At 43.7% G+C, this 1,209-nt stretch carries 1 protein-coding gene; it reads right to left on the bottom strand.

Annotated features, from left to right (window positions below; genetic code table 11):
- Window positions 1–271 precede the first annotated feature (271 nt).
- A partial coding sequence (locus F6K53_RS43810) for a reverse transcriptase domain-containing protein (protein WP_293087081.1) occupies window positions 272–1,209 on the bottom strand: 938 nt, incomplete at its 5' end.

Genomic DNA, 1,209 nt, shown 5'->3' on the forward strand with positions numbered 1-1,209 from the left:
AAAGCTTAAACGTAAATCGATACAAGTAAATCGATACAACTAAATCTATAAGAAAAATCTATACAAGTAAATCTATACAAAAGAAATCTATATATAAAATTTATACAAAATATACAAATTGGACTGGCGAAACCAACTAGACTTCGTAAGTCCTAATTAGAGTCGATGCCCGGGATTAGCCGGGGCACCTCTCCTTCAAATCCGTACGTGAAGGTTTCCCCTCATACGGCTCCTAGATATCCTAGTCTTATCGCCGTTCGCGCAGCGTGGCCTACGGCCAAAGGCGACGCTTCGCGAACGACTTGCCCCCGTGAATATATTGGTGACAACTTTGGTGAACAGCCATGAGGTTGTTTTTCTTCCAGTTGTTGTGATTTCCATCAATGTGGTGGAGATGTACTCTTTCTTCATCAATGAATCTCAGTCCGCAATATCCACAGGAATGGTTCTGCTTTTTCAAAGTTTCTGATGTAGCATCGGAGTAGAGTTGGGAATTTCTCTGGCTCCAATAGACTAGGTCTCCGTCATAGGGGGACTTAGTCCCTTTTACCATTACGTGTTTGTTCTGTTCATACCCCACTGCGGGGAAGCCTTTCTTGCATAATTTATCGGCCTGATACCGGTTTACCTTCTTTTCTCTACGGAATTTCCGGTTTGCGGTGTTGTTCATGAACCATAAACTATCTCGGGAACTGCTCATGTCGCAGTATTTGTGGTAATTCCTCCATCCACGTACGATAGGGGCTAGTTTCTTGGCTTTTACTTCTGCACCATAATTCGAGTTGTTGACTATGGCTTTGATTTTCTTACGGATAGCTCTGTGATTCTCCACTGAGGGAGTGCAGTGGAACTTTCCGTTTAGTTTGACACGCATGTGCCATCCCAGAAAATCGAATCCGTCTGTCGTTTTGGTTATCTTGGTCTTTTCTTCGCTGATTTCCATCCCGCGTTCCGCCAAAAATTTCTTGATTTTATTCAATACTTTTTCGGCATTATCTTTTGGCTTGAGAAATATGACCATATCATCCGCATATCGGACGCTTGGGTGTATATCCTCTATTCCGTCAAGTGCGATATTGGCGAGTAGTGGGCTGACTACACCTCCCTGTGGGGTTCCTTGCTCAGGAAATTCCAGGTCAACTCCGGCCTTAAGGCATCTGAATATCCCAGTCTTCAAACTTGCTGGTGCAATTAACCTGTCCATGATGG

The sequence above is a fragment of the Moorena sp. SIO4A1 genome (assembly GCF_010672065.1).
Classification (GTDB): Bacteria; Cyanobacteriota; Cyanobacteriia; order Cyanobacteriales; family Coleofasciculaceae; genus Moorena.